The 22,934-nt window shown below is 66.0% G+C and carries 16 protein-coding genes; 8 read left to right on the top strand and 8 right to left on the bottom strand.

Features of this window, described 5'->3' with window-relative positions; genetic code table 11:
- Positions 1–9: 9 nt before the first annotated feature.
- Positions 10–3,081: a formate dehydrogenase-N subunit alpha gene (gene fdnG, locus ACNQQL_RS20240; protein WP_347065241.1), complete on the bottom strand. Its 3,072-nt coding sequence runs from the start codon at positions 3,079–3,081 to the stop codon at positions 10–12.
- Positions 3,082–3,222: 141 nt separating this feature from the next.
- On the opposite strand from fdnG, the gene ACNQQL_RS20245 reads away from it, so the two are divergent.
- The 3 genes from ACNQQL_RS20245 (at position 3,223) to ACNQQL_RS20255 (ending at position 6,596) form a co-directional block, all read left to right on the top strand.
- Positions 3,223–4,146, top strand: a complete 924-nt coding sequence (locus ACNQQL_RS20245; RefSeq protein WP_072444072.1) for a YihY/virulence factor BrkB family protein — start codon at positions 3,223–3,225, stop codon at positions 4,144–4,146.
- Between the two features lie 435 nt (positions 4,147–4,581).
- Positions 4,582–5,739 (top strand): porin, encoded by a 1,158-nt coding sequence (locus ACNQQL_RS20250; RefSeq protein ID WP_072444074.1) that lies wholly within the window; start codon positions 4,582–4,584, stop codon positions 5,737–5,739.
- 383 nt (positions 5,740–6,122) lie between these two features.
- Entirely contained in the window at positions 6,123–6,596 is a 474-nt protein-coding gene (locus ACNQQL_RS20255) for a VOC family protein (RefSeq protein ID WP_347065242.1), read from the top strand.
- A 180-nt stretch (positions 6,597–6,776) separates the two neighbouring features.
- On the opposite strand, the gene ACNQQL_RS20260 is transcribed toward ACNQQL_RS20255, so the two are convergent.
- Entirely contained in the window at positions 6,777–7,568 is a 792-nt protein-coding gene (locus ACNQQL_RS20260; protein ID WP_347065243.1) for an AadA family aminoglycoside 3''-O-nucleotidyltransferase, read from the bottom strand.
- 326 nt (positions 7,569–7,894) lie between these two features.
- Positions 7,895–8,344, bottom strand: coding sequence for an HU family DNA-binding protein (locus ACNQQL_RS20265; RefSeq protein WP_069747789.1), 450 nt, complete (start codon positions 8,342–8,344; stop codon positions 7,895–7,897).
- Positions 8,345–8,601: 257 nt separating this feature from the next.
- Between ACNQQL_RS20265 and ACNQQL_RS20270 the strand changes: the two genes are divergently transcribed.
- Entirely contained in the window at positions 8,602–9,720 is a 1,119-nt protein-coding gene (locus ACNQQL_RS20270; protein ID WP_347065244.1) for an acyltransferase, read from the top strand.
- Positions 9,721–10,114: 394 nt separating this feature from the next.
- Here the strand turns inward: ACNQQL_RS20270 and galU are convergent, their stop codons facing one another.
- Both galU and ACNQQL_RS20280 read right to left on the bottom strand, forming a co-directional pair.
- Positions 10,115–11,002: a UTP--glucose-1-phosphate uridylyltransferase GalU gene (galU, locus tag ACNQQL_RS20275; protein WP_034179975.1), complete on the bottom strand. Its 888-nt coding sequence runs from the start codon at positions 11,000–11,002 to the stop codon at positions 10,115–10,117.
- A gap of 230 nt (positions 11,003–11,232) precedes the next feature.
- Positions 11,233–11,376, bottom strand: a complete 144-nt coding sequence (locus tag ACNQQL_RS20280; protein WP_006479318.1) for a hypothetical protein — start codon at positions 11,374–11,376, stop codon at positions 11,233–11,235.
- Between the two features lie 228 nt (positions 11,377–11,604).
- Between ACNQQL_RS20280 and ACNQQL_RS20285 the strand changes: the two genes are divergently transcribed.
- Positions 11,605–12,780, top strand: coding sequence for an acyltransferase (locus ACNQQL_RS20285; protein ID WP_347065245.1), 1,176 nt, complete (start codon positions 11,605–11,607; stop codon positions 12,778–12,780).
- A gap of 365 nt (positions 12,781–13,145) precedes the next feature.
- On the opposite strand, the gene ACNQQL_RS20290 is transcribed toward ACNQQL_RS20285, so the two are convergent.
- From ACNQQL_RS20290 to ACNQQL_RS20300, 3 genes are read right to left on the bottom strand one after another with little or no spacing between them, the layout of a single operon-like run.
- On the bottom strand, positions 13,146–15,614 hold the full coding sequence (locus ACNQQL_RS20290) for a glycosyltransferase family 4 protein (RefSeq protein WP_347065246.1): 2,469 nt from the start codon (positions 15,612–15,614) through the stop codon (positions 13,146–13,148).
- Positions 15,611–17,077 (bottom strand): flippase, encoded by a 1,467-nt coding sequence (locus ACNQQL_RS20295; RefSeq protein WP_072444086.1) that lies wholly within the window; start codon positions 17,075–17,077, stop codon positions 15,611–15,613. The genes ACNQQL_RS20290 and ACNQQL_RS20295 overlap by 4 nt, the downstream gene beginning before the upstream one ends.
- Before the next feature lie 55 nt (positions 17,078–17,132).
- Entirely contained in the window at positions 17,133–19,325 is a 2,193-nt protein-coding gene (locus ACNQQL_RS20300; RefSeq protein WP_347065256.1) for a hypothetical protein, read from the bottom strand.
- Between the two features lie 492 nt (positions 19,326–19,817).
- On the opposite strand from ACNQQL_RS20300, the gene ACNQQL_RS20305 reads away from it, so the two are divergent.
- The 3 genes from ACNQQL_RS20305 to ACNQQL_RS20315 are packed head-to-tail and all read left to right on the top strand — an operon-like array spanning position 19,818 to position 22,909.
- On the top strand, positions 19,818–20,882 hold the full coding sequence (locus ACNQQL_RS20305; protein WP_347065247.1) for an acyltransferase: 1,065 nt from the start codon (positions 19,818–19,820) through the stop codon (positions 20,880–20,882).
- A gap of 31 nt (positions 20,883–20,913) precedes the next feature.
- Positions 20,914–21,960 (top strand): GDP-mannose 4,6-dehydratase, encoded by a 1,047-nt coding sequence (gmd, locus tag ACNQQL_RS20310; RefSeq protein WP_347065248.1) that lies wholly within the window; start codon positions 20,914–20,916, stop codon positions 21,958–21,960.
- Positions 21,947–22,909 (top strand): NAD-dependent epimerase/dehydratase family protein, encoded by a 963-nt coding sequence (locus ACNQQL_RS20315; RefSeq protein ID WP_347065249.1) that lies wholly within the window; start codon positions 21,947–21,949, stop codon positions 22,907–22,909. The genes gmd and ACNQQL_RS20315 overlap by 14 nt, the downstream gene beginning before the upstream one ends.
- The last annotated feature ends 25 nt before the right edge of the window (positions 22,910–22,934 follow it).

Raw genomic sequence — 22,934 nt, forward strand, 5'->3', positions numbered from 1 at the left:
TCTTTCCCCTTACGCCTTTTCGACCTTCACCAGGAACGACTTGAATTCCGGTGTGTACGAGTTGCCGTCACCCACGGACGGAGTCAGGGTATTGGCGAGATAGCCGGGCTTCGTCAGACCTTTGAAGCCCCAGTGCAACGGGACGCCGACCGTCTGGACCTTCTTGCCGTCGACCGTCAGCGGCTTGATCCGCTTCGTGACGAGTGCGACCGCGATGATGTAGCCGCGCTTGGACGACACCTTCACCCGTTCGCCATGCGCGACGCCGACCTCCTTCGCGAGGTCTTCGCCGATCTCGACGAATTGCTCGGGCTGGATGATCGAGTTCAGCCGCGCATGCTTGGTCCAGTAGTGGAAATGCTCGGTCAGCCGGTAAGTCGTCGCGACGTGCGGGAACTCCGACACCTTGCCGAACGACGCGCGGTCGTCCGGGAACACGCGGGCGGCCGGGTTGTTCAGCGCCTGCGGGTTGTTCGGGTGCAGCGGGTTCGCGGCGAGCGGCGTCTCGAACGGCTCGTAGTGCTCGGGGAACGGACCTTCGTTCATCCCCGCGCGCGCGAAGAAGCGCGCGACGCCCTCCGGATTCATGATGAACGGCCCCATCCCGTTCTCGGGCGGTTCGTCCGCCTTGAAGTCCGGTACGTCGGGGCCCGCCCACGCCTTGCCGTTCCAGCCGATCAGCTTGCGGGTCGGGTCGAACGGCTTGCCGTTCACGTCGCACGATGCGCGGTTGTACAGGATCCGCCGGTTCGCCGGCCAGGCCCACGCCCAGTTCAGCGTCTGGCCGATGCCGGTCGGATCCGAGTTGTCGCGCCGCCCCATCTGGTTGCCGGCCTGCGTCCATGCGCCGCAGAAGATCCAGCAGCCGCTCGCGGTCGTGCCGTCGTCCTTCAGTTGCGCGAACGCGGCGAGCTGCTCGCCCTTCTTCACGAGCGTCTTGGCCGGATCCTTCGGGTCGGGCAGATCGGCGAGCGCCTTTCCGTTGAACTCCATCGCAAGTTCTTCGGGCGTCGGGCTTGCCGGGTTCGCGTACGGCCAGGTCAGGTTCACGATCGGGTCCGGATACTTGCCGCCGTCCGTCTGGTACATCTTGCGCATGCGCAGGAACAGCCCCGACATGATCTCGAGATCGCTCTTCGCGTCGCCCGGCGGCTCCGCGCCCTTCCAGTGCCATTGCAGCACGCGGCTCGAACTCACGAGCGAGCCGTTTTCCTCCGCAAAGCACGTGGTCGGCAGACGGAACACCTCGGTCTGGATCTTCGACGCATCGACGTCGTTGTAGTCGCCGTGATGCTTCCAGAACTCGGACGTCTCGGTCGCGAGCGGATCCATGATGACGAGCCATTTCAGCTTCGCGAGCCCCGCGGCCGTCTTCACCTTCGACGGCGCCGCCGCAAGCGGATTGAAGCCCTGGCAGATGTAGCCGTTCATCTTGCCGGCATTCATCAGCTCGATCACCTGCAGCAGGTCGTACTGCTTGTCCAGCTTCGGCAGGTAGTCGTAGCCCCAGTTGTTCTCTGCGGTCGCCGCATCGCCCCACCACGACTTCATGAAGCTGACGTGGAACGCCTTGTAGTTCTTCCAGTAGCTCAACTGGTTCGGCCGCAGCGGCTGCTGCACGCGCTTGTTGATGTAGCCGTCGAAATCCTGCTCGGCCTGCATCGGCAGCGTCATGTAGCCCGGCAGCAGGTTCGACATCAGCCCGAGGTCGGTCAACCCCTGGATGTTCGAGTGGCCGCGCAGCGCGTTCATCCCGCCGCCGGCGATGCCGATGTTGCCGAGCAGCAGTTGCACCATCGCGCCGGTGCGGATCATCTGCGCGCCGATCGAATGGTGGGTCCAGCCGAGCGCGTACAGGATCGTGCCGGCGCGGCCGGGCACGGCCGTCGTCGCGAGCATCTCGCAGACCTTCAGGAACTTCTCCTTCGGCGTGCCGCAGGTCTGCTGGACCATGTCCGGCGTATAGCGCGCGTAATGCTGCTTCAGCATGTTGTACACGCAGCGCGGATGCTGCAGCGTCGGGTCGACCTTCACGAAACCGTCGTCGCCGCGCTCGTAGTCCCAGCTCGATTTGTCCGGGTACGCGTGCTTCTCCGCGTCATAGCCGGAATAGATGCCGTCGTTGAACGCGAAATCCTCGCGCACGATGAACGTGAAGTCCGTGTAGTTCTTCACATACTCATGCTGGATCTTGTCGTTCGTCAGCAGATAGTTGATGACGCCGCCCAGGAAGACGATGTCGGTGCCGGTGCGAATCGGCGCGTAGTAGTCGGCCACCGAGGCCGTACGCGTAAAGCGCGGGTCGACGACGATCAGCCGCGCCTTGCGATGCGCCTTCGCCTCCGTTACCCACTTGAAACCGCACGGATGGGCCTCGGCTGCATTGCCGCCCATCACGAGAATCACGTCCGCGTTCTTGATGTCGACCCAATGGTTCGTCATCGCTCCACGGCCAAACGTCGGGGCAAGACCTGCCACCGTCGGGCCATGTCAGACACGCGCCTGATTGTCGAATGCGAGCATTCCCAGACTACGGATAGTCTTGTGCGTCAGGTAGCCGACCTCGTTGCTGCCCGCCGATGCGGCCAGCATGCCGGTCGTGAGCCAGCGGTTGACCTTCGCGCCGTCTTCCGTCGTCTCGACGAAGTTCGCGTCGCGGTCGGCCTTCATCAGCTTCGCGATCCGGTCGAGCGCGTCGTTCCACGAGATGGGTTCCCACTTGTCCGAGCCGGGCGCCCGGTATTCGGGGTGCGTCAGGCGGTTCGGGCTGTGGATGAAGTCGATCAGGCTCGCGCCCTTCGGGCACAGCGTGCCGCGATTGACGGGATGGTCGGGATCTCCCTCGATATGGATGATGCTCGGCTGCGCATTCTTCGCGCCGTCTCCGAGGCTGTACATGAGGATGCCGCAACCCACTGAGCAGTAAGGACAGGTGTTGCGCGTTTCGACGGTGCGCGCCAGCTTGTACTGTCGGACTTCGGCAAGCGCTTCGGATGGAGAAAAGCCCATCAGGGCAAGACTCGATCCGGCAAGCGACGTGGCCGTCACCTTCAGGAACTGGCGCCGGGACATTTGTAGCATGGTGGTCTCGGCGTTATTGTGGGGTGGAGGAAACTGAAAGGAATTATAGACAGTTCGAGCAACTATGATCGAATCCTCGGATCAATACTGAATTGTCTGATTACCAACGATGATCCGCGTTCCGCGCGCAACCGAACCGTCATGAAACGACAGATCACTTCCGAAGCAACCCGTCTTGCCCAGCAACAGGCCAACTGGGCCCTCACCGCGTTCAAACGCTTCTCGTCCGACCGCTGCTCCGCGATGGCCGCGGGCATCGCGTTTTTCTCCGCGTTCTCGCTCGCCCCGATGCTCGTGATGGTGATCGCGGTAGCCGGCTGGTTCTACGGCGACGACGCCGCACGCGGCCAGGTATTCGAGCAGGCGCACCAGTTGATCGGAGACGACGCGGCGGCCAGCATCCAGACGATCGTGCAGAACGCGCACCGCGCGGGCCAACGCGGCGGCTTCGCGACGCTGATCTCGTTCGCCGCGCTCGCGATCGGCGCGTCGGCCACCTTCGCATCGCTCAACACCGCGCTCAGCGTGATCTGGCCGGCGACCGAAAACCGCTGGTCGAGCATGCTCGGGCTCGTGCGCGTCCGGCTGATCTCGTTCGGGCTCGTGCTCGGCGTCGCGTTCCTGCTGATCGTGTCGCTCGTGCTCGACACCGCGATCACGTTCGTCGGCACCTGGCTGCTGGGCGATTCGCCGTATGTCGTCGTCACGAACCTCGTGCAGTTTTTCGTCGGCATCGCGGTGCTCGCGGCGGCGTTCGCCGCGTTGATGAAGTTCCTGCCCGACGCGCGCGTCGCGTGGCGCGACGCCGCGGTCGGCGGAGTGGTGTCCGCGATCCTGTTCTCCGGCGGCAAGAAGCTGTTCGCGCTGTACCTCGCGCATGCGGGCACCGCGAGTGCGTTCGGCGCGGCCGGATCGTTCGCGGTCCTGCTGATGTGGCTGTACTTCTCTGCGATCGTGCTGCTGCTCGGCGCGGAATTCGCGGCGGCCCGCGGCAACGCGCATCGGCCCGCCGCGAATTCCGCAGCGGCCACGCCCACCCAAACGGATCGCATGCGCGGCGACTGATTCATCAACCTCCCTCGCAAAGCGGCCGCGCACAGCCATCGCGCGCGCCGCGAAATTGCCTTTCCCACACCCGTCAGACTCCCGTCAACCACGCTGTCCGCCGCGCGTTCGCACGGCGTTGACGCGTTCCTTGCACGTCGACGCGTTCGTCGCTGCAACGGCAAACGTTTGCAAGCACTCATTTCGCTGCTCCAACCGGCCGAAACGGGACGTCTGCCGCAATGCGCATCACACACCGAAACAATCGCACCGCAGCAACTGTCAACTATTTCAAAAACAGGAACGGTCGTTGATGTGCTTGATATATATAGACTTTTTGATGCTGTTACCTTTTCGAGACACTTTATTTTTTAAGCTTTCTTGCGTGGATGGCACTGAGCTATTCTCCAATCCGCAACAAATAACGATGAATCACTTGCGTGGAGAAACTCAACGATGAAGAAACTCGCTCTCTCGACCCTCTCGCTCGCCCTGCTGGGCGCCGCCGGCGCCGCTCACGCTCAGTCGAGCGTGACGCTGTACGGCGTGATCGATACGTCGATCGCATGGGTACACGGCAATGACGGTCAAGCCAACAACTCGTGGCAAATGCTGTCGGGCAACCTGCAAGGCAGCCGCTTCGGGCTGAAGGGCGCAGAAGACCTCGGCGGTGGCCTGAAGGCGATCTTCCAGTTGGAAAACGGCTTTGATCCGGGCACCGGCAAGCTGAACCAGGGCGGTCGCATGTTCGGTCGTCAGGCATTCGTCGGTCTGGAAAGCAGCCAGTACGGTACGCTGACGCTCGGCCGCCAGTACGACCCGCTGGTCGACCTGGTCCAGGCAGTCACGGCCGACAACTACTTCGGCAGCGTGATGGCCACGCCGGGCGACGTCGACAACAACGACAACAGCCTGCGCGTCAGCAACGCGATCAAGTACACGTCGCCGGTCTTCGCAGGCTTCCAGGTCGAAGGCATGTATGGCCTCGGCGGTGTGGCGGGCAAGACGGGCGCGGGCCAGACCTGGTCGGTCGCAGCCGCCTACAACAACGGCCCGGTCGGCGTTGCCGCAGGCTACTTCTACGCGAACAACCCGTCGCCGACGGCCACGGCCCTGCGCAGCGGCTGGGGCTCGACGACGTCCGACGCGATCTTCGACGGCCCGATCAACTCGGGTTACGCCACGGCGAAGTCGATCGCCATCGCGCAAGTTGCAGGTCAGTACGCGATCGGCCCGGTGACGTTCGGCGTCGGCTACAGCAACGCACAGTACAAGCCGGACGCGTTCTCGGGCTTCGGCTCGACCGAGAAGTACAACACGATCCGCGGCTTCGCGACGTACCAGGTCACGCCGCCGCTGCTGCTGGGCCTCGGCTACTCGTACACGAAGGCAAGCGGCGACACGTCCGCGAAGTACCATCAGGTCGGCGTCGGCGCGGACTACTCGCTGTCGAAGCGCACGGACATCTACCTGGTTGGCGCATACCAGCACGCGAGCGGCACGCAGCTCGTCGACGGCGTGCAGCAAAGCGCGCAAGCGTCGATCGCTTCGTACGGCTTCGCCGGCAAGAGCTCGGCCGAAATGGTCGCACTCGGCATTCGCCACAAGTTCTAAAAACGATGTATCCGGCGTGCATGGCGTCTCCGACGCCTTGCCGCCGAACTGGAAAGCCAGCCCCGGTTTCGGCCGCGGCTGGCTTTTTTTCGTCCGTCTCACGCGTGCCCGCAGCGCCTGTGCGGGCCGGCGAACGAAGCCGATGCCGACACACGTCGGCGGGCCGGCAACGGCGCCTGGCGGCTGCAAAGTGCTGCAATCACTACTTCCGGATGTCCAGGCAGATCGCGGTCTTTCCTCCAGGCGACTACCATCCGCACTGTCGGCGCCGCTCGTCCGGCGCGACGGATTCGCCCCCGCGTGTCGAATTCGGCGGCCGTCGCCCGTCGTGTCGATGGCGGCACGCGGTTTGCGGCCCGGCCACTACAGACAGGAGATTCCCCATGACGATTCAGAAGATCACGCCTTTTCTCTGGTACTCGACGGAAGCCGAGGAAGCAGCGGCCTTCTATGCAGGCATCTTTCCGGATTCGCGCGTCGTGCGCGTCACGTCGGTGTCCGGCACCGACGGTACGCGGATGGTCGAGTTCGAGCTGTTCGGGCAGCCGTTCATCGCGATGAGCCACAAGCGCACCGAGACGTTCAATCACTCGATCTCGCTGCTGGTCAGTTGCGCCGATCAGGCGGAACTCGACCGCTACTGGAGCGCCTTGCTCGACAACGGTGGCACGGCCGACGGCTGCGGCTGGATCAGGGACCGCTACGGCGTGTCGTGGCAGATCGTTCCGGAAGCGCTCATCCCGATGATGGCCGATCGCGACGCGGTCAAGGCGGCACGCGTGGCCGCAGCAATGATGCAGATGACCAAGTTCGACGACGCCGCGCTGAAGGCTGCCTATGCGGGCACGGCGGGTTGACGAAGCGCGTCGTGCCGCGGATGCGTGACGGCGTGCCGGTCAAGCGCGCGCGAGTCGCAAGTCGCCGGCGGGCGCCCGGATCGGCGGCTTTCGCGTACGGCGGCGGCGAAAGCGCTGATGATCCGCGAGGTGCCGGCCCGCAAGCCGATCGCTCGCACCGTGGCATCCGCCGCTACGCCGCTACGCCGACAGCATCGATTCGACGGTCCGCCGCGCGTAGCCGATGAACGCGGCGAGCGGTTCACCCGACAAGGTCGCCGCGCCCGCTTCGCCACCGAGATAGGCGGCACGCGCAGCCGCTACAACCGGCCGGTAAGCGGCAGGCAGGCGCGCCAGCACCCATGCCGCGGCGACGTCCTTGGGCGCGATCCTGCCGGTTTCCGCGCTGTACCAGATGCGCGCGAGCGCGAGCACCACGTTGCACTCGTCGCCGCGCCAGCCCGGTTCGGCATTCCACTGCTCAACGGTAGCGAGAAGCGCGGCGGCGAAGTCGCGCGCGGGCACCGGCTCGAACAGCGCGGCCGCCGGCGGACCGGCCAGCGCGACACTGTGCTGCCGCGCCTTCGTCAACAGGATCGCCAGATCGTGATCGGCGAGCGCCGGTTCGACGATGCCTGCTTCGAGATCGCGACGCAGCCACTCGCCGAACTGCAGTTCGCGTCGCGCCGGATGACGCCACGGCACCACGTCGCCGTGCGCGACGACGGTGACCTCGAGCGGGCGCATGCCACCTGCGTGACCGGGCGACGCCGACGCAGCGAGCAGGTCGAACATCAGCGCACGCCGCGCCGTTTCGTCGGGCCGCACGGCCACCGTCACCAGCAGATCGATGTCGCTGCGCGGTTTCAAGCCGCCGTCGAGCGCCGAGCCGAACAGGTGGATCGCATCCAGCGTCGCACCGAGATGTCGCTCGATCGCGGCGCGCGCGGTAGCGACCTGCCCGGCGATTTCAGACGGGACGCATTCAGTCACGATGCGCGGGCCTTACGATACGCACGCATCAGGCGCAGCGGGAGCGACGAGGTAACGAGGTACGAGGCGACGAGAGCGACGGGCTGCGGCGGTACAACGGCACGCGCGGATGACGATTGCCGTCGGGCGTTGCGCAAGCGCGGCACGCCATTCGCCACACGGCACGCACCGCGTGGCACGCATCGAACCGCACATCGCCGGCGCTTCGCGTTTTCGCTGCCGCGCGATTTGCGCGGCGCAATAAAAATCCCCGCACGCTTTCGCGTACGGGGACCGCAGGACATCGCAACGGCTGCCGACATGCATTCGGCAGCCGTCGCGCGGCATTACGCTGCCGCGTCCTTCAGCTTCTTCAGCGCACGAGCCTTCACGCGCACGCTGGCCGGCTTCGCCGGGAACCAGCGCTCTTCGCCCGTGAACGGATCCTTGCCGAAGCGCTTCTTCTTCGCCGGCACGACTTGTGCCGTGATCTTCAGCAGACCCGGCAGCGTGAACTCGCCTGCGCCCTTCTTGTGGACCGAGCCCAGCACGACGTTCTCGAGTGCGGCGAGCACTGCCTTGACCGCCTTCACTTCCACGGCTGCGCGCTCGGCGATGTGCGTTGCGAGCGATGCCTTCGTGAACTTGTCCTTCAGCGGCGTCGGAGCAGCGGGCGCCTTCGCGACGGCGGCCTTCTTGGCCACTACTTTCTTCGCGGGCGCTACTTTCTTAGCAGCCACTTTCTTGGCCGGTGCGGCGGCAGCCTTCTTGGCCACCTTTTTTGCGGAAGTCGCCATGTTTCTCCTACCAGGTGTGGTCGTTGGATACATGAAGCGTGCACTGCGCACGCTTCAACGCCGGATTCTACAAGCGCCTTGACGCTTCGTGCAGTACTTTTATGCGTTTTCGCGGGGTTTCCCGCAGGTTTTGTTGCGCGCGACCGACTTCAACGACGCTCGAGCGTCGAAAAACGCCTTCACGTATGCGCCCGAACGTGAATTACGTTCGATATTTGCGCACCTATACTGGCCTCGCTCAATGCCCGGATGCCTCCATGCGCGAAGTCAGATACGTCAAAGGACTCGACGGCCTGCGAGCCATCGCCGTCATTCTCGTTTTCCTGTCCCACAAGGGCCACGTCCTTGCCGTCGACGTCGGCAAGCTTGGCGTGTGGACGTTTTTCCTCATCAGCGGATTCCTGATCGTCGGCGAACTGCATCGCAACCGCCGGGCGGTCGAGCGCGGCACCATGACGCGCCGCCACGCGCTCGCGCTGTTCCTCGCGAAGCGCGCGCTGCGGATCTTCCCCGTGTACTACCTGCTGCTCGCCGCGCTCGCGATCGCGCACGCGCTCTTCTACCAGCGCGGCGTCAACCTCGGGCTCACGTGGCACGCGGCGTTCCTGTCGAATTACTGGATCGGCGTCGTCAAGGACGGCTGGCCGGGCTCCACGTCGCACTTCTGGAGCCTCGCGGTTGAACAGCAGTTCTATCTGATCGCACCGCTCGCGCTGCTCGCGGTGCCCGCCGCGCGACACGTCGCACTCGGCGTCGCGGCCGTCGCACTGTGCGCGGCCGCGCATCTCGCGCTCTACCTGTCCGACGCGTCGCCGGTGCTGATCTACGCGTTTTCCCCGTGGAATTTCGCGCTGATCGCGCTCGGCGGCGTCGGCGCGATCGCGCTCGCCGATCACGGTTCGGCCGCCGTGCGCCGCGTCCCGCCCGGCTGGCTCGGCGCGGCGGGCGTCGTGTTTTTCCTCGCACTGCCTGCGTGCACGGCGCTGCCCGACGCGGTCGCGGGGCTCGCGGATCTCGGCCTGTCCGCGTCGCTCGGCGCGCTGATGCTGTGGATCGTCAGCGAACCCGAGCATCCCGTCGTGGCGCTGCTCGACTGGGCGCCGCTCGTCTATCTCGGCACGATCAGCTACGGCTTCTACCTGTTCCACAACCTGATTCCGACGCGCTTCGGCGTGATGCCCGCGCTCTTCTCGCACGTGCCGATGCCGGAAATCGTCCGCGAAGCGCTGCCCGAGATGCTGCAATTCGCGCTCGCCGTGCTGCTCGCGCACCTGTCCTGGCGCTATCTCGAAAAAAGACTGCTCGACTTCAAGAAGCCGATCGCCGCGATGCTCGCCCGGCATTTCGTCGCGCGGCCGAGCACGTCGGCGCGTTGAGCGCCACGCGGAAACGGAAAACACCGGGCGCGAAATGCGCGGGAAGATCGCGAGGCAGGTAGCGCCGGGAAGCTGACGCGCTGCGCCGCTACGTCATGAACCGGCGCGGACGGAACCGGCGCCGGCGCGAACGTCGACAATGCATCGCGCAACGACAACAACAACGCGCCGCTCGCCCCGGCAAGCGCTTCGGCACCGGTTTCAGGCGCGACGCCGGACCGCGCCGGAGCGCCCCGCTCCACACACGGCACCACGCTCCACGCGAACCCGACCACACGACAAGCCGGCCGCTCGCACCACGATCGCGCACCGGCAAATGCAAAAAAGCCCCGGCGCCTGAGCGGCCGGGGCCAACGGAACAACCACCACCTGAAACAACGGAGCGCGCGGCTGCCTACGCGACGGCAGCCAGCGCGGGCAAGCAGGTACGCAGGTACGCCTCGAATTCGCGGCTCACTTCCGGATGCTGGAGCGCGAGCTCGACGGTTGCCTTGAGATAACCGATCTTGCTGCCGCAGTCGAAACGCGTGCCGTAGTAGCGGTACGCGAGCACCTGCTCGTTCGCGAGCAGCGTCTGGACCGCGTCGGTCAGCTGCAGTTCGCCGCCCGCGCCCGGCTTGAGCTTGCGCAGGTGATCGAAGATCGTCGGCATGAATACGTAACGACCGACCACGCCGAGATTCGACGGCGCATCCTCGGGCGCGGGCTTCTCGATGATGCCCGACAGCTTGATGATGTCCTCTTCCCATTCGCGGCCTTCGACGACGCCGTACGAGCGGCTGTCCTCGCGCGGGATCGTCTCGACCCCGATCACCGAGCTGTGATAATGGTCGAACACGTCGACGAGTTGCTTGAGCACCGGCTGCTCGCCATGCAGCAGGTCGTCGGCGAGAATCACCGCGAACGGCTCGCCATGCACGAGCTTCTCCGCGCACAGCACCGCATGGCCGAGGCCGAGTGCTTCCGGCTGGCGCACGTAGAAGCAGTTGACGTGGCTCGGCTTGATGCCGCGCACGAGTTCGAGCAGCTTTTCCTTGCCGCGCGCCTCGAGTTCGGCCTCGATCTCGTACGACTTGTCGAAGTGATCCTCGATCGCGCGCTTGCTGCGCCCGGTGACGAAGATCATCTCGGTGATACCGGCGTTGATCGCTTCCTCGACCGCGTACTGAATCAGCGGCTTGTCGACGACGGGCAACATTTCCTTCGGGCTCGCCTTCGTTGCCGGGAGGAACCGCGTGCCGAGACCGGCAACGGGGAACACGGCCTTGGTGACTTTCAACATGTTCGCATCCTGATTGCGTTGACTGCGCCGCGTCGACCTGCGACCCGGCGCGATTGTGTTCCGAACGGCATATCGAGAATCGACGGCACTGCCAATTCCACTCCGCTCATTTTCGATATGGACTGATCGCCCAATGTTTCCGAAAAAAATATAATCCTTTCAATCCGGTCGATATTGCCGGGCCGAGTGCCGAAGCAGAAACAAATTACCGATTTTCCAGATACAAATTCTTACGATTCGAATTCCTCGATATAGGGCACACCGCCCCGTTCGAGGCCCGGGCGAATCGGCTCGTTCTTCAACGCTTCGCGGTACGCCGACAGCACGGCCATGACCAGCAGTACTGCAGCGCTCGCGATCCAATGCATGTCCATCTTGCCGCTCCTTGCATCAATCAACTGGAGCTTCAAACTATCAGAAAAAAATCGGTAAATAATTGACGCGCCCGCGGAACCGCTTTCAGAACCCCGATAAAACCATCATGCGGAATTCCGTTATTTCCGGGCGAGATTTTTTTATTCATTGATCGAATTCTTGCGCATTACGATGAGACTTCCCGTTCGTCCGTCTTCCACACCATCCGTCGCAAGGAATCGAATCGCATGCAAGCTTTCAGCGGATCGTCTCTGACCGCGCCGCCCGTCGCCGATCACAAGGAACACGTCATCGACGCGATGCGCGGCTTCGCGGCGCTGCTCGTCGCCTATTTCCACTGCCGCCAGGTCGTCTGGGTCGGGATGCAGACCTTCCATCATGCTTACGGTCGCGCGCTCGACCCGAGCGTGATCGTCGGCTACCTGACCTTCCCGTTCGCGTGGGGCTCCGCCGGCGTGCCGATCTTCTTCGTGATCAGCGGCTACTGCATCCACCGCAACGCGGCGCTCAAGCTCGCGGCCGATCCCGCGTACCGGCTCGACGCGCCCAACTTCTGGGCACGCCGGTTCGCGCGCATCTACCCGGTGCTGCTCGCCGCGCTGCTGTTCACGCTCGCACTCGACCTGATCAGCCTGCAGATCGAGCCCGTCAGCCACAAGATCCGCGATATCGGCATCACCGCATTCCTCGTGAACCTGTTCTCGCTGCAGGGTGTCGCCGGCTACACGTACGGATCGAACGGCGCGCTGTGGACGCTGTCGCTCGAAGTGCAGTTCTACGCGATCTACCCGCTGCTGTTCGCGCTGCGCCGACGCATCGGCATGCCGGCCGTCGTGGCCGCGGTCGCGCTCGTCAACGTCGCATCGGCGTGGCTGCTCGAACGGCACGACCTGCAGTTCTTCACGTCGTACTGGCTGTCCTGGACGATCGGCGCGTGGATCGCCGACGTGCGGGCTCGGCAGGCACGCGGCGCGGCCGCCGTGCCGTCGCGCGCGTGGTACGTCGCGGCCGCCGTGCTGCTGGCCGCCGGCTGCGGCGCGTTCCATTTCGGCCAGTACGGCGCGTTCCAGCTGTGGTCGGCCGGCTTCGCGTGCTTCCTGTACCGCGCGCTCGCGCGCCCGCCGCGCCCGACACCGCCGCTGCGCGTGCTCGGCTGGTTCGGCGACTTCAGCTATTCGCTGTACCTGATCCACCTGCCGCTGTTCGTCTGCCTCGGCTCGGTGCTGTTCCACTCCGAACTGCAACTGTCGATCTGGCCGTCGATCGCGTTCATGGCCACCGCGATTCCGGTCGCGTACCTGTTCTACCGGATGTTCGAACGGCCGGCGATGATGTGGTCGGCCAGTTTCAAGCCGACACGCGCTGCCCGCGTCGTCGCGCAGGCGCCCGAGCGGGCCGTCTGATTCGGCCGGACCGGTTCCGGAGCCCCCGTGCGGCATCTCGCTGCACGGTTTTTTTTTCATGGCCGAAGCGAGGCTGCATGGCGGGTCGGGCGGGTATGCAACCAACCCTGTAGCCGGTGCCTGACGGCCGCCTGTCCGGCTGCAATGCCACCGCCCTGGGCGCCCCCTATCGAGTTTTTCCCGGCGCTGCCTTGCCGCCCCGTCTCCCGCACGATCCCGATCGAACCGGCAACCGGTCGATCCCGCGCCCGGCACGCAACAACCCACCCCTCACCAGCCCTACCCAACACGCCCCCTGAAAAACGAAGCCCCCACGCAGCACAACACCGCATGAGGGCTCGTTTCCCGCCGACTGGCGCCGTCTGCTACGTCCGCTTCTTCGCCTTCGCGGCCTTCGCCGTATCCGCGAGGATCTTCTCGACCCGCTCCACGTAGGTCTCGGTGCCGAACCGGCGCACCGCCGTCGCACGCCCGCTCGCGACGAGCCGCTCGCGCAGCGCGCCGTCGCGCTTCAGCGTGTCCAGCGCGTTGGCCAGTGCGGTCGCATCGCCCGGCTCGCAGAGCAGCCCGTTGTCGCCGTCCTCGATGATCTCGACGACGCCACCCGCGCGGGCCGCGACGACCGGCCGGCGCGCGAGCATCCCTTCGACGATCACGCGCCCGAACGGCTCGGGCGTGATCGACGTGTGCGCGACGACGTCGACCGCCGTCATGCACGCGGCCACGTCGCGCTGGAACCCGAGGAAATGCACGCGCGCGTCCATCCCGTGCCGCGCGACGTATTCGTGCAGTTGCGCCGCGTATTCGTCCTCGCCGAACAGCGGTGCGCCGACCAGCACCACGTGCATGTCGGGATGCTGCGCGGCAGCCTCCAGCAGCAGGTGCTGCCCCTTCCAGCGCGCGAGGCGGCTGAACGAGCCGACGAGCCACGCATCCTGCGGCAACCCGAGGCGCGCGCGCAGCGCGGCCTGGCTGACGCCTTCCAGCGCATCGAACGGCTCGGCCGAAATGCCGTTGAACACGACGTCGACGTGCTGCGGCGTGAAACCCGTCAGCGTGCGAAACGCCTGCGCGGATGCGTCGGAGTTCGCGATCACGCGCGTGACGCCGAGCCGCGCGCAGTACTTGATCGCCAGCAACTGCTTGCTGCCGAAATGGTCGGTGCTGACGATGTCGCGCAGATGCCATACCACCGGCTTGCGCGCGAGCCGCCCGGCGAGCGCGGCGACCACCATCGCGCGCTGCGTGTTCGCGTAGATCACCTCGGCGCGGCGCGCGCGCCGTGCGACGTCGCGCACGAGCCGCACGAGCTGCTTCAATGCGCCGACCGACACGCCGCCCTGCTTGCGCACGGCCGCCAGCGCACCCTGGTCGACCACGTCGACGCGCGCGCCGATCTCGTCGAGCGCCGCGCGGAACGGCCCGTCGTCGAACAGCAGCACGTCGGCGTTCGCGCGCATGTGCTTCATGATCTCGAGCAGCGACAGCTCGGCGCCGCCGAGCACGCCGCTCTGGTCGAGCACGAGCGTCGCCGGGCCGCGCGCGGCCGGCATCGGCGCGACGGCCGTGCCGCGCTGCGCGGTCGAGCCGGGCAGCGCGGTTTCCACATAGTCGAGAAAGCGCCGCCGGAACGTATCGGCGGAAAACCGCTCCGCGTTCGCGCGGCATGCGTTCGGCGTGAAGCGATGCGGCGCGCGCTCGAAATCGTCGACGGCCGCGACGATCGCGTGCGGCGTCTGCTCGTCGAAGAACAGCCCGGTCGGATTAGCGCCCGATTGCGGGTCGAGAACGGTTTCGAGCGCTCCGCCCTTGCCGTATGCGATCACCGGCGTGCCGCAGGCCTGCGCCTCGACGACCGAGATCCCGAAATCCTCCTCGGCCGCGAACACGAACGCCTTCGCGCGCCGCATCCGGTCGTGCAGCACCGCGAACGGCTGGTAGCCCATGATCTCGACGTTCGGGCCGGCCTTTGCGCGGATCTTCTGCATCTCGGGGCCGTCGCCGATCACGACCAGCTTGCGCTCGGGCGTCTTCGAGAACGCCTCGACGATCAGGTCGATCTTCTTGTACGGCACCATCCGCGACGCGGTCAGGTAGAAATCGTCCTTGACCGCATTCAGCGAGAAACCGTCGACGTCGACCGGCGGGAAGATCACCGCCGCGTCGCGGTGGTAGACCTTCTTGATGCGCCGCGCGATGAACGCGGAGTTCGCGACGAAGCCGTCCACCGCGTTGGCGGTGCGCGTGTCCCAGTTGCGGATGTAGTGAAGAATCATCCGCGCGAGCAGCGATTTCGGCCCATGCGTGAGGTTCGACTGCTCCAGGTACTGGTGCTGCAGGTCCCACGCATAGCGGATCGGCGAATGCACGTAGCTGATGTGCACCTGGTCCGGCCCCGTCAGCACGCCCTTCGCGACCGCATGGCTGCTCGAGATCACGAGGTCGTACTCGGACACGTCGAGCTGCTCGATCGCGAGCGGCATCAGCGGCAGGTAGCTGCGGTACTTGGTGCGCGCGAACGGCAGTTTCTGGATGAACGACGTCGTCACCGGCTTGCCGCGCACGAACGCGCGGTCGTCGAGAAAATCGACGAGGCTGAACAGGTCCGCGTCGGGAAAGCACGCGACGATCTGTTCGAGCACGCGCTCGGCGCCCGCATAGGTGACGAGCCAGTCGTGGACGATCGCCACGCGCAGCGCGCGCGCCGGCTGGCGCGCGCTGGCCCGCTCGGCCGGCATGGACCGGCGCAGCGCGGCGGCGTCGCCCGCTTCGGCCACGGCCGCATCGGCGGTGGCGAGATTCAAAACGGCGTGTTCCGCCAGATCGCGATTCATACGGTTTTCCTCGCATTGAGACGGACAAACAGGTCGCGCACGAGCGCGCGCAGCCCCGGCGTCATCGTGAGCGACCACGCGACGTTCAGCACCAGCACGATCGCGCACATGCCGATCGATTCGCCGAGCCCCGGCCACGCCTGCGCGAGAAACAGGCTCGCGAGCAGGAAGGCCAGGTGCGCCAGCATGTCGAGCACGATCGCGCGCATCCGGATCGCAGACAGGTACAGCAGCACGCCGTAGTCGACGAACGCGCGCGCCGCGACGACCACCGCCGCGCCGATCAGCCCGAAGTGATGAATGCCGAACCACAGGCCGCCGACGAAGAACGGCATCTCGACGAGCCCGGCGAACGCCGCGCGGGCCGGGTTGACCTGCGACTGGATCAGGATCCGCGTCACGCTCGCCTGACCGACGAGCCACACGCTGATCACCAGCACGCGGCCGACCGGCGCCGAATGCGCGGCGAGATCGGCGCCGACCCACAGCGTGAGGAACGGCGCGAGCGCGAAGATCGCGACGATGCCGACCGGCGTGAACACGCCGTTCAGGAATTCGAGCGACTGGCGCGCGAGCGTGTCCGCGTGATCGCGGCCGACCGCCGACAGGCGCGGGAACAGCGTGCGCACGAGCGCGTTCGGCAGCATGTTCAGGCGCGTGACGAGGTTCTGCGGCACCGTGTAGTAGGTGACGAACTTCGCGCCCATGCCGGCGCCGAGCATCACGCGATCGAGCGTGTCCGCGATCATGCTCGTCGTGCTCGCGATCAGCATCCAGCCGCCGAAGTTGAACAGCCCCTTCGCGGTGCCCCACTGCGGCGGATCGATGCGGCGAATGCCGAGCACCTTGATGCTGGCGTGGCCGAGCATCACCGCCGCGATCAGGCGCGCGACGACTGCCGCGGCAAGCACGGTCTGCAGGTTCGGCGCGATCCACCATGCGGCGCCGAGCGGCAGCAACTGGAACAGGAACGTGCCGATCGTCTGGTTCGTGTTGAACACGCCGAAGCGTTCGGCGCCGTTGATCGCGCCGGCGAACACCCACGACACGTTCGCCAGCGGAATCGCGAGCGCGAGCCACGGCAGCGCGAGATACACCTCGTGCTGCATCGCGGCCGACACCTTCGTGAAATACGCGGTGTAGACGAACGCGCCGAAATAGATCAGCAGCCCGCCCACGACGCCGGTGCCGAGATTCAGCCAGAACGCGCTCCAGAACACGCGCGCGCTTTCGTCGTCGTTGCCGCTCGCGAGCGCCTTCGAGATGTGGTTCTGCGCGGCCATGCTCATCCCGAGATCGAGGATCCCGAAATAGCCGATCAGCGTCCACACGAGGCTGACGACGCCATAGCGTTCGACGCCGAGCGCGTGGATATACGCGGGCACCGTCACCAGCGACACGAAGGTCGGCAGGATCAGCCCGATGAAATTGATCGAAACGTTCTTGAGTATGCCTTTGTCCATGCTTGTGCCTTGTGTGATGGCGACGGCGACGTCGATGACGACGGCGCGCCGCCCGTCACGGTTTCCAGCGATACATCAGCACCTTGCCGCGCGCGTCTTCCTCGACGAACACGAGGTATTCGCCGTTCTCGCGCCGGAACGCACTGATGCCGAACGGCACGTCGACCCAGCCGGATGCCTTGCCGACCTCGGTGCCCGGGCTCATCACGCCCACTTCCTTGCCGGTGTCCTTGTCGTACACGTGGATCTTGCCGACCGGCTCCACGGTGAAGATGTAGCGGCCCTCGACCGTGATCCCGATCAGGTCCAGGATCGGCTTCGCGCCGAGCTGCCACGGCAGCGCGACCGTATAGCGCACGACGGGCGAGCCGGTCGACCACTTGTCGAAACGCACCAGCACGCGGCCGACTTCCTTGTTGATGCCCGGCTGCGGCGGCGCGTCGGCCGTGTAGCCGGTCACGTACAGCGTGTCGGCTTGCGCGTCGTAGATCGAGCGGCGCAACTGCGTGAACGGCTGCGGCATCGGGTAGGTCGTGACCTTGTCGTACGAGTAGACCGGGTTGCCGGCCTTGTCGACACCGCCGTACCGGAACCGATGGATGCCGCGCACGTCGCTCGTGCGCCAGATGTCGCCCTTCGTGTCGACCCACCAGCCCCAGCCGCCCGCCTTCGCCTTGCCGGTCGTGTTGATCTCGAACTCGTCGGCGTCGAGCCGGCCGTTGCCGTTCGCATCGCGCCACAGCCAGTCGCCGCCGGGCGGCTTGTTCGGCACCTTGTCGACCGGCCGCGCGCGGCCCGCGATCAGGCCCGACGGAATCGCCACCTCGCCGTCGCGCTTCGCATCGAAGCGGTAGATCTTCAGGTGATCGGCGTACATGTCGGTCAGGTACAGGAACGTGCGGCCGTCGACGCGACGCGCGATCGGCATGCCCGGCCACTGGTCCGTGTGGAACACGGGGTCGTCCGGATACTTGAAGCGGTTCGACAGGAAGCCGACGTATTTCCAGTCCTGGCCCGGCGGCTTCGACAGGTCGAGCTCGAAGCGCTTGTTGCCCGTGTACACGCTGTTCGGCCGCGCGGGGTCGAGCCACGCGCCGTCGACGAACAGCAGCCCCTGCACCTGCCAGCGCGGCTTGCCGTCCGGCGTGTAGCTTTCGAGCACCGCGCCGAGCCCGGCGCCGATCGTGTCGTGGCGCGGCCCGATGCCGTTCATCGACACATACACGTTGCCGGCGCGGTCGACGCCGACGCCCGTCAGCCCGTTGAAGCGCTGCGGCCCCGGCCGCCCCGGCACCGGGCCGGCGAAGATGCCGCCGCGCTCGCCGAGCGTGCCGGACTGCGCATAACCCTTGCCGCCTTTCGAGAAGATCAGGATCTGCTGGCGCGGCCCGTTGTCCGCGACGAGCACGCGCCCTTTCGCGTCGACCGCCACGTCCACCGCGTCGGTGCCTTCCGGCAGCGCGGGCGCGTCGTCGAGCTTGCGGCCGTCCGCGCGCACGTGCACGAGGCGCGCGGGGCCGCTGAGCGTGTCCGTGAGCAGCCACAGCGTGCCGTCGCCCGCGAGCGCGATACGGCCCGGTTCGTGCGCGCTCCACGTGCCCTTCTGCTGCATCGTCTCCGCGTCGTACACGTCCACCACGTCGTGCGACGGATTCGTCGCGAACAGCGTCTTGTCGTCGGCCGCGAGGCCGCCCACTTCCGCCTTCACCTCGCCCACTTCCGAGCGCGCGGGGGCCGGCACCTCGTTCATCATCATGAAGCTCGCGGCCATGCGCGCGCGGCCGGCATCGGCGCGTCCGCCCGGCGCGACCTGCGGTGCCGCGCGAAACGGCGCGGGCTGTTTCATGTCGCCGATCGTGCGCCGCGAGATGCCGAACCACTGCTTGCCCTTGTCCGGCCAGATGCCGGGCGACTGCAGGTGGCCGCGTTCGTTGCCGACGCCGATCGCGACATACGCGTACTTGCTGTTCACGGCGATCGCATTGCCGCCGAGATTGCCCCAGCCGTGCGTGCCGCCGGCGAAGCCGAGCATCTTCCCGTCCTGGTAGACGCTCGCCTCGGCCCCGCTTTCGTCCCACGGCGCATTCGTATACACCTTGCCTTCAGGCGTCACCGCGATCGCACGGATGTCGATCTGCGTCCAGCTGCCGTCGCCATAGCCGAACGTGTTGCCGATCCACGACGTCGTCGCGGGCAACACCGTTTCGGCCGGTGCGGCGCTCGTCAGCAGCGTCGTGCATACCGTCATGCCTACCAGAATCAGACGTCGCAATGCGCTTCTCCAGACTCGATGCAACAGCGACCGGCGCCGCCCCACACTGCCGCCGGCGCACCCTGTCGCTAAATGGGTTTCAAACGTCGCGATGCAGGTTACAAGCAAAAATAATCACAAGAAATTTGGAAATATTTGGGGATGTTTCCGCCTGAAATATCGAACCGGAACAGGCGGAAAATGGCGTCCGGAAACGGCAATAACGACCGCCTTTCACGCGTCGTGCCGTAGAAAATGCCGCTCCGCACCACCCGTCGCGGCTGCCTGGGCATCAACCTTTCATCTCACGACCGGAATAATCGGCATTTGGATGTTTGTCGTCAGATAAATGGCGTGCGTTTTTTTGCCGATTTCTTTTCCCTAGAATCGTTTTCGATTCGACATTTCATTTAAAGGCATGCATTACGTTCACGCATCGGATGTGCGACACGCCGCGGCCCCCGCCGCGCGTCGCGAAGGAGCGGCGCGATGACGGGCATCTCGCGATCCGCCGACCTGGCCCCGCCGCAACACGGCCGCATCGTGCAGCTCGACGGGTTGCGCGCGATCGCGGTCGGTGCCGTGTTCCTGCAGCACGCGCTGAAGGCGCCGCTGTGGATGGGTGTCGACCTGTTCTTCGTATTGAGCGGCCTGCTGATCACCGGCATCCTGCTCGAGCGCAAGGCGCGCGGGCAGTCGTACTTCAGCCACTTCTACGCGCGCCGCGTGCGCCGTATCCTGCCGCCGTACGTGCTGCTGCTGGTGGTGTCGACGATCCTGTTCGGTGCGAGCTGGCTGCCGCACTGGCCGTGGTTCGCGTTCTTCTCGACCAATATCGGTCTGTCGCTCGGCAGCATCGGGCACGACAGCCTGAACGTGCTGTGGTCGCTCGCGGTCGAGGAGCAGTTCTATATCTTCTGGCCGTTCGTCGTGCTGTGGTGCTCGGAGCGCGCGCTGCTGTGGGTCGCCGCCGCGCTGATCGTCGCTGCTCCGGTGCTGCGCGCGATCGCGACGCCATGGTTCGACTCGTTCTGGCCGATCTACTACCTGACGCCGTTCCGGATGGACCTGCTCGCCGCGGGTGCGCTGCTCGCGATCGTGCTGCGCCGCGACCGGCGCGCGCTGGAGCCGTTCTACCCGCTCGCGATCGTCGGCGCGCTCGTGTCGCTCGCGATCCTCGGCTGGCTGCACCTGTCGTTCCCGCGCTTTCGCGCCGCGAACACGCCGCTGTCCAATGCGGCGCTCTACAGCATCTCGCTGCTGCTGTGCACGTCGATCGTCGTGATTGCGCTGCGCGGCCGCGGCATCGTGCAACGCGTGCTGACGAACCCGATGCTCGTCTACGTGGGCACCGTCAGCTACACCGTGTACCTGATCCACCTGAGCGTGCTGTACGCGCTCTGGCCGCTGCACCTGAACCGCTTCGTCACGGCCGCGCTCGCGCTCGCGATCACGCTCGCCTACGCGACCCTGAGCTGGTACGGCTTCGAACGGCGCCTGACGCGCGGCCCCGCACGCCGCACGATGCCGGCTGCCGCAAGCACGACCGCCTGATTTTCTCTTTCGCTTCTACCAGGACAACGCCATGAGCCAAACTCGTAAAAAGGCCATCATTACCGGAATCTCGGGGCAAGACGGCGCCTACCTGACCAAACTGCTGCTCGACAAGGGCTACGAGGTCACGGGCACCTATCGCCGCACCAGTTCGGTGAATTTCTGGCGCATCGCCGAGCTCGGCGTCGACACGCACCCGAACCTCACGCTCGTAGAACACGACCTGACCGATGCCGGCTCGAGCCTGCGCCTGCTCGAACGCACGCAGCCCGACGAGCTGTACAACCTGGCCGCGCAGAGCTTCGTCGGCGTGTCGTTCGACCAGCCGACGACGACCGCGGAGGTGACGGGCCTCGGCCCGTTGAACCTGCTCGAGGCGATCCGCGTCGTGAGCCCGAAGACGCGCTTCTACCAGGCGTCGACGTCCGAGATGTTCGGCAAGGTGCAGGCGATTCCGCAGACCGAAACGACCGCGTTCTATCCGCGCAGCCCGTATGGCGTCGCGAAGCTGTACGCGCACTGGATGACCGTGAACTACCGCGAGTCGTACGGCCTGTTCGGCAGCAGCGGCATCCTGTTCAACCACGAATCACCGCTGCGCGGCCGCGAGTTCGTCACGCGCAAGATCACCGACACCGTCGCGAAGATCAAGCTCGGCAAGGCGACCCGCCTCGAGCTCGGCAACCTCGACGCGAAGCGCGACTGGGGCTTCGCGCTCGAATACGTCGAAGGGATGTGGCGCATGCTGCAGGCCGACGAGCCCGACACCTACGTGCTCGCGACCAATCGCACCGAGACCGTGCGCGACTTCGTGCAGATGGCATTCGCGGCTGCCGGCTACCAGATCGAATGGACCGGCAAGGGCGAGCAGGAACGCGGTCTCGACGCGTCGAACGGCAACGTGCTGGTCGAAGTGAACCCGAAGTTCTACCGCCCCGCCGAGGTCGACCTGCTGATCGGCTGCGCGGACAAGGCTAAATCCAAGCTCGGCTGGGTGCCGAAGACGACGCTCGAACAACTTTGCCAGATGATGGTCGAAGCGGATTTGACGCGGAACCAGCACCATGACACGTTCTGAAGCCGGACGCCCGTCGCGCCGTGCGTTCGTCACGGGCCTGACGGGCTTCACGGGCCGCTACATGCTCGAACGCCTGCAGGCGGCCGGCTATGACGTCTGGGGCACGGTCGCGCCTAGCGCGCCGCGGCCCGACGATCCGGCCTTCGCGCACTGCACGCTGCTGCCCGTCGACCTGCTCGACGCGGACGCGATGCGTGCGGCGGCCGCCGATGCACGGCCCGATGCGGTCGTGCATCTCGCCGCGCGCGCGCACGTCGCGCAGGACGAGCCGTCGCAGACCTACGCGGTCAATATCGTCGGCACACGCAACCTGCTGGCCGCGCTCGCGGGTCTCGACCAACGTCCGTCGGCCGTGCTGCTCGCGAGCAGCGCGAACATCTATGGCAATTCGACGGCCGGCGTGCTCGACGAAACCGTCTCGCCTGCCCCCGCGAACGACTATGCGGTCAGCAAGCTCGCGATGGAATACGCGGCGAAGCTGTGGGCCGACCGGCTGCCGATCGTGATCGCGCGGCCGTTCAACTATACGGGCGTCGGCCAGGGCGAAGCGTATCTGCTGCCGAAGCTCGCCGCGCACTACGCGCGCAACGAACCGCGCATCTCGCTCGGCAATCTCGACGTGAGCCGCGATTTCTCCGACGTGCGCGACGTGACGGCCGCCTATCTGAAGCTGCTCGAAGCGGCGCCGGCCGGCGAGACGTTCAACGTCTGCTCGGAACGCGCGTATTCGCTGAAGGAAGTGCTGGCAATGCTGGCGCGCATCGCCGGTTACGTGATCGACGTGACGGTCGATCCGCGTTTCGTGCGGCACAACGAAGTGAAAAGCCTGAGCGGGTCGCGCGACAAGCTGCGGCGCGCGGTGGGCGAGCTGCCCGTCACGCCGCTCGACGAAACGCTGCGGTGGATGGTGGATGCGATGCGTGCCGCGCCGCACGGGCACGCCGGCTGAATCACGCGGCGCAGGCGCGAGCGCG

Source organism: Burkholderia sp. LFS061 (assembly GCF_047978125.1).
Classification (GTDB): Bacteria; Pseudomonadota; Gammaproteobacteria; order Burkholderiales; family Burkholderiaceae; genus Burkholderia; species Burkholderia pyrrocinia_C.

Excerpts from the sequence above, each read along its gene's own strand:
- ACNQQL_RS20245 (WP_072444072.1), top strand. The coding sequence starts at position 3,223 with ATGAAACGACAGATCACTTCCGAAGCAACCCGTCTTGCCCAGCAACAG.
- ACNQQL_RS20250 (WP_072444074.1), top strand. The coding sequence starts at position 4,582 with ATGAAGAAACTCGCTCTCTCGACCCTCTCGCTCGCCCTGCTGGGCGCC.
- ACNQQL_RS20255 (WP_347065242.1), top strand. The coding sequence starts at position 6,123 with ATGACGATTCAGAAGATCACGCCTTTTCTCTGGTACTCGACGGAAGCC.
- ACNQQL_RS20265 (WP_069747789.1), bottom strand. The coding sequence starts at position 8,344 with ATGGCGACTTCCGCAAAAAAGGTGGCCAAGAAGGCTGCCGCCGCACCG.
- ACNQQL_RS20270 (WP_347065244.1), top strand. The coding sequence starts at position 8,602 with ATGCGCGAAGTCAGATACGTCAAAGGACTCGACGGCCTGCGAGCCATC.
- galU (WP_034179975.1), bottom strand. The coding sequence starts at position 11,002 with ATGTTGAAAGTCACCAAGGCCGTGTTCCCCGTTGCCGGTCTCGGCACG.
- ACNQQL_RS20280 (WP_006479318.1), bottom strand. The coding sequence starts at position 11,376 with ATGGACATGCATTGGATCGCGAGCGCTGCAGTACTGCTGGTCATGGCC.
- ACNQQL_RS20285 (WP_347065245.1), top strand. The coding sequence starts at position 11,605 with ATGCAAGCTTTCAGCGGATCGTCTCTGACCGCGCCGCCCGTCGCCGAT.
- ACNQQL_RS20290 (WP_347065246.1), bottom strand. The coding sequence starts at position 15,614 with ATGAATCGCGATCTGGCGGAACACGCCGTTTTGAATCTCGCCACCGCC.
- ACNQQL_RS20295 (WP_072444086.1), bottom strand. The coding sequence starts at position 17,077 with ATGGACAAAGGCATACTCAAGAACGTTTCGATCAATTTCATCGGGCTG.
- ACNQQL_RS20300 (WP_347065256.1), bottom strand. The coding sequence starts at position 19,325 with ATGACGGTATGCACGACGCTGCTGACGAGCGCCGCACCGGCCGAAACG.
- ACNQQL_RS20305 (WP_347065247.1), top strand. The coding sequence starts at position 19,818 with ATGACGGGCATCTCGCGATCCGCCGACCTGGCCCCGCCGCAACACGGC.
- gmd (WP_347065248.1), top strand. The coding sequence starts at position 20,914 with ATGAGCCAAACTCGTAAAAAGGCCATCATTACCGGAATCTCGGGGCAA.
- ACNQQL_RS20315 (WP_347065249.1), top strand. The coding sequence starts at position 21,947 with ATGACACGTTCTGAAGCCGGACGCCCGTCGCGCCGTGCGTTCGTCACG.